General features: G+C 51.5%; 4 protein-coding genes and 1 CRISPR repeat array. All 4 genes read left to right on the forward strand.

From position 1 onward, the window contains the following. The first annotated feature begins 201 nt into the window (after positions 1–201). The gene (gene cas1, locus LKE08_RS09400) at positions 202–1185 is read left to right on the forward strand and encodes a CRISPR-associated endonuclease Cas1 (RefSeq protein ID WP_324703961.1); all 984 of its coding nucleotides are present in this window, start codon (positions 202–204) and stop codon (positions 1183–1185) included. Next, the gene (gene cas2 / locus LKE08_RS09405; protein WP_324703962.1) at positions 1182–1475 is read left to right on the forward strand and encodes a CRISPR-associated endonuclease Cas2; all 294 of its coding nucleotides are present in this window, start codon (positions 1182–1184) and stop codon (positions 1473–1475) included. Before cas1 ends, cas2 begins: the two co-directional genes overlap by 4 nt. Positions 1476–1680: 205 nt before the next feature. Beyond that, positions 1681–3111: direct repeats of the CRISPR family, unit length 37 nt; unit sequence CTTTCAAACCAATGAATCCCGGCAACGGGATTGAAAC. 134 nt (positions 3112–3245) lie between these two features. Continuing rightward, positions 3246–3863 carry a TetR/AcrR family transcriptional regulator gene (locus LKE08_RS09410; protein WP_324703963.1) on the forward strand — a complete coding sequence of 206 codons (618 nt, stop codon included), beginning with the start codon at positions 3246–3248 and terminating at the stop codon, positions 3861–3863. A gap of 95 nt (positions 3864–3958) precedes the next feature. Beyond that, positions 3959–4957, forward strand: a complete 999-nt coding sequence (locus tag LKE08_RS09415) for an alpha/beta fold hydrolase (RefSeq protein WP_324703964.1) — start codon at positions 3959–3961, stop codon at positions 4955–4957. The last annotated feature ends 151 nt before the right edge of the window (positions 4958–5108 follow it).

Here is a 5108-nt window from a genome sequence, read left to right on the forward strand (position 1 = left end):
AGATCCCCCCCAGCCCCCCTTGGAAAGGGGGGAGAATCAATCAAAGTCCCCCTTATTAAGGGGGATAATGGGGGATCGTTTCCCATTGATAAGAAACAGAAGATCCCCCCCAGCCCCCATCCCCCCCAGCCCCCCTTTGTAAGGGGGGAGTAAGGGGGGAGGAAGGGGGGAGAAGGACACAATTACACACCTGAAACTATCATGTCTATACTCTACCTCACCCAACCTGGCTCGATGTTAAGCAAAAAATATGAAGCCTTTAAAGTCGCAATTCCCCAGGAGGACGGAACCTGGAAGAAACAGTCCGTCGCCGCCCAAACTGTCGAACAAATCGTACTGATGGGAAATCCCAGCATTAGCGGGGACGCCCTCTGCTATGCGTTGGAGTTGGGGATGCCGGTTCACTACCTTTCCAGCTTTGGAAAACATCTCGGTTCGGCCTTGCCCAGCTATTCCAAAAATGGTCAATTACGACTGGCTCAATATGCCCTGCACGCCGACCCAGAGCGTCGCTTGGAGTTGGTTAAAACTATCGTTTCTGCTAAAATTCATAATCAATATAATGTCCTCTATCGGCGGGGGCAAAAAGACAATCCTCTCAAACAATATAAAGCTCAGGTTTGGAAACAAGAAAACCTCAACCAAGTGCGGGGAATTGAGGGGACGGTGGCGCGGGAATATTTCGCCCGCTGGCCGGAACTGTTGCCCGAGGGGTGGGAGTTTTTGGGCCGATCGCACCACCGTCGTCCCGCAGGCGATCGCGTCAATGCTTTGTTAAACTTTAGTTACGGTTTGTTGCGGGTGCAAGTCACGGCGGCGGCTCATATGGCAGGGTTAGATCCCTATATCGGCTACCTCCACGAAACCACCCGGGGACAACCGGCTTTGGTGTTGGATTTGATGGAGGAAATGCGGGCGTTGGTGGCGGATAATTTGGTGCTGTCGGTACTCAGCCGCAAGGCAATTAAACCGGAGGATTTTACCGAAAGTTTGGGGTCGTTTCGCCTGGAAGATAAGGGGCGGCGGGCGTTTTTGGAAGCGGCTAACCAAAAGTTTAATTCGGAGTTCAAACATCCGGTTTTCGGCTACCGCTGCACCTATCAGCGGGCGATCGAATTGCAGGCCCGACTCCTCGGCCGCCACTTGCAGGAAAATGTCCCCTACAAACCCTTGGTGTTACGATGAAACCGTTACTCTATCTCGTGGTTTATGATGTCCCGGCGACGAAGGCGGGGAACAAGCGGCGCCAGCGACTCCACGATCTCCTGTGCGGCTACGGGACTTGGAAGCAGTACAGTTTGTTCGAGTGCTTCTTGAGTGCCAAACAGTTCGTGACGCTGCAACACCAGATCGAGAAGTTGATCAAGTCTGGGGAGGATGCGGTTTGCATCTATATATTGGATGCGACGGCGGTGAAGCGGACGGTGGTTTATGGCACGCCACCCCCTAGACATGAGACGGCGACTATCCTATAATTGATTCATGCAATTTTGGCGGACCGAAGCTCGGTCGATTTCCCCGGGGGGTCCGCCAAATCGCCAGAACCTCGACAATTCAATACTTTCAGCGTTTTGGGTTCCGGCGGGTGGGCGATCGGCGATCGCTGAAACGCCCATTCGCGATCGGGTCCGCCAAAACCGGCTCTGGAAACGCCCATTCATCGGGGTTACAGAGGACGGACTTTCAAACCAATGAATCCCGGCAACGGGATTGAAACATTTCGGATCACCTTTTGTTTGAGCAGGCTCTTGAGACTTTCAAACCAATGAATCCCGGCAACGGGATTGAAACAGAAAGATTTGGGCGTCTGCGCGGCCCGCAGCTTCGACTTTCAAACCAATGAATCCCGGCAACGGGATTGAAACGACAATTAAAGTGTCAGAATCGAGTCATACGTCATCGAGCTTTCAAACCAATGAATCCCGGCAACGGGATTGAAACACTTTTTTTCTCAAAAACTTTTAGCAGGCGGAAGCTTTCAAACCAATGAATCCCGGCAACGGGATTGAAACCAGGCCGGACTCTCCGACATCCAGGATCAACTCGCCCTTTCAAACCAATGAATCCCGGCAACGGGATTGAAACCCCAAAAACCATAATTCGGAAAGCATCAAGTTTTCACTTTCAAACCAATGAATCCCGGCAACGGGATTGAAACATTTCCGCAATCCGCTTGCGGGCTCCTGGCTCGGGCTTTCAAACCAATGAATCCCGGCAACGGGATTGAAACAAAGCCGTACTTCTGCTTCAGGTAGTGCGGCATTTTTTCCTTTCAAACCAATGAATCCCGGCAACGGGATTGAAACAAAGACACCACCACGGCTCGGGGCTGGGGGTACGACTTTCAAACCAATGAATCCCGGCAACGGGATTGAAACCATATACCTCAATTGATTTGGGTAACGCCGTTGTTGACTTTCAAACCAATGAATCCCGGCAACGGGATTGAAACTCAAACTCCTCGTTAAATTCGCGACGGATTTCATTCCTTTCAAACCAATGAATCCCGGCAACGGGATTGAAACAATAATCTTTGAGCAATTTTGTCAGCATATTCGGCTTTCAAACCAATGAATCCCGGCAACGGGATTGAAACGAATGCGCGATCAGGTCGAAGCATATAAAATGCCTTGTCTTTCAAACCAATGAATCCCGGCAACGGGATTGAAACATCGCCGATGCCCTCGGTTTTCTTCATCCGCCAGGGACTTTCAAACCAATGAATCCCGGCAACGGGATTGAAACGATTCATGGGTACCCGCACCGATTAAAAGTTGTGACTTTCAAACCAATGAATCCCGGCAACGGGATTGAAACGGGAATATGCAACAAGACGAACTGACTCAATTTTTGCTTTCAAACCAATGAATCCCGGCAACGGGATTGAAACTATACAACTTCCAAGCGGCAATAGTTGGAATTTTAAACTTTCAAACCAATGAATCCCGGCAACGGGATTGAAACAAGCGGCTACTACCAACAATACCGCTCGATCCAAGCTTTCAAACCAATGAATCCCGGCAACGGGATTGAAACGCCTACTCTTTCGCGATCGCCTTTGAACACTCCCAGATCTTTCAAACCAATGAATCCCGGCAACGGGATTGAAACAACTACATAGTTATATAACTTTATTTAAATAAACTAAATTAGTGAATTCCAACGCCAGGATTGAAGGCTCTTTACTTTTCTTTGCCAATACCTTAATATATTCACTTTAAAATTAATGAGTCCCCTCAACGGGATTGAAACGAAATTATGAGTCCAATGGAGAATTGACAGATAAAGCGGAACAAATCTTAAAGGGGGCGATGCCGGAATTTCTCACCCACGGTTACGCCTCCACCAGCATGGATCGGGTGGCGAAGGCGGCGGGGGTGTCCAAACAGACCCTCTACAGCCACTTTACCGACAAAGACGGACTGTTTACCGCCCTGGTGAAGCAGATCGCCTCGGAAAAGTTTCGGATCGTCTGGGCGCCACCCCTGGAAGGCGAACCCGAAGGAGTGTTGCGGGATCTGGCCAGACGGCTGCTGATGGAAAATATCGACGATCGCGAATACCTGTGTTTCCTGCGGTTGATCGTCGCGGAGTCCCGGACGCGGCCCGATCTGGCCGAGGTCTTTTTGACGAATTTGGTCAAACCAGCGATCGAAATCCTCACCCACTATTTGGAAAATTGTCGGGATTTGGCGATCGCCGATCCGGAAGCGACGGCCCGGGTATTTGTGGGGGCATTAATTCATTATATGGTCGTCCAAGAAATTTTGCAGGGCAAAACATCCATGCCGATGGAAGCCGATCGCCTCATCGACAGTTTGGTAGAATTGATCGTCAGCCAAAAAGTCCGAAAACCCGGATAATTTGGCAGGTGGAGATTGTAGATTTTAGAGCGATCGTGACGACCATGCAGACCCCCAACTACACCCCGCCCTGGTTCCTGCCAAACGGCTTCCTGATGACCCTATATATCGCCCTCCAAGCGGGCAAAAGTTGGCGAGAAAACACCCTCGAACCCGAACCCCCCTACAAAGAAAAGCTATTTACCGGCGCCGGAGGCGTGCCGATCTTCGGAATTTACGCCGTCCCCGAAAATCCTAAAGGCACAATTATCGCCACCTACGGCATTGTCGGAGATTTAGATAACCAGTGGTTTTTGAGAATACTCGGCCGCAAAGCTTTCGCCCGAGGTTACGCGGTGTTGCTGTTCGACTGGCGAGCCCACGGCAAAACGGCGAAACTGTCCCCGGCCCTCACCTCCGACGGATTATATGAGGGGAAAGATTTCGTTTATCTAGCCTCCGAATCCGTCGCCCTCGGCTGTCCGGCGCCCTTTTGGTTTTCGGGACTCTCCCTCGGCGGACAGTTGGCTTTGTGGGGCATGAAAGAAGCCCAAAGTGCCGACAATTGGGAGACAGATCTGGCGGTAAAAGCCTCCGATTTCGCGGGTGGGATGGTGGTGTGTCCGAGTCTGGACTCGAACCGATCGCTCACTTATTTGGAGGACGATTTGTTGGGAAAACAGTTAGAACAGGCGATCGCGCGACGGTTGAAAGAACTGGCCCGGGAGTTGCAAAAAGCTCACCCCCAGGCCTTCGATCCCGAGGCGATCGAGCGCACCCATTCGATCCGGTCTTTCGACAAAGAATTGGTGATCGAAAAGTTGGGATTTGACACCGTAGAAGCCTACTACGAAGCCAGCAGCGGTCTGCAAATTCTGCCCCAATTACAGAAACCGACTCTAATTTTATACGCCAAAGATGACCCATTATTCACCCCGGAAATTATCCCCGATTTGGAAGCGGTGGGTCGAGACAATGAAGCGATCGACCTGTGGCTGACGGAATCGGGCGGGCACGTCGGCTACATCAGCAGCGAATCCTGTCAAAAAGAATGGGGCGATCGCGATCCCTGGTGGGCTTGGAACCGGATATTAGAGTGGTGCGATCGGCATTGATCCCCCTAAATCCCCCTTAAAAAGGGGGACTTTCTCCACATTCTCCCCCTTTTCTCCCCCCTTACAAAGGGGGGCTGGGGGGGATGGGGGCTGGGGGGGATTCTTCATTCTCCCCCCTTCCAAAGGGGGGCTGGGGGGGATGGGGGTTGGG

It is taken from the genome of Lyngbya sp. CCY1209 (genome assembly GCF_035615495.1).
Taxonomy (GTDB): Bacteria; Cyanobacteriota; Cyanobacteriia; order Cyanobacteriales; family Microcoleaceae; genus Limnospira.

Excerpts from the sequence above, each read along its gene's own strand:
- LKE08_RS09415 (WP_324703964.1), top strand. The coding sequence starts at position 3,959 with ATGACCCTATATATCGCCCTCCAAGCGGGCAAAAGTTGGCGAGAAAAC.
- cas2 (WP_324703962.1), top strand. The coding sequence starts at position 1,182 with ATGAAACCGTTACTCTATCTCGTGGTTTATGATGTCCCGGCGACGAAG.
- cas1 (WP_324703961.1), top strand. The coding sequence starts at position 202 with ATGTCTATACTCTACCTCACCCAACCTGGCTCGATGTTAAGCAAAAAA.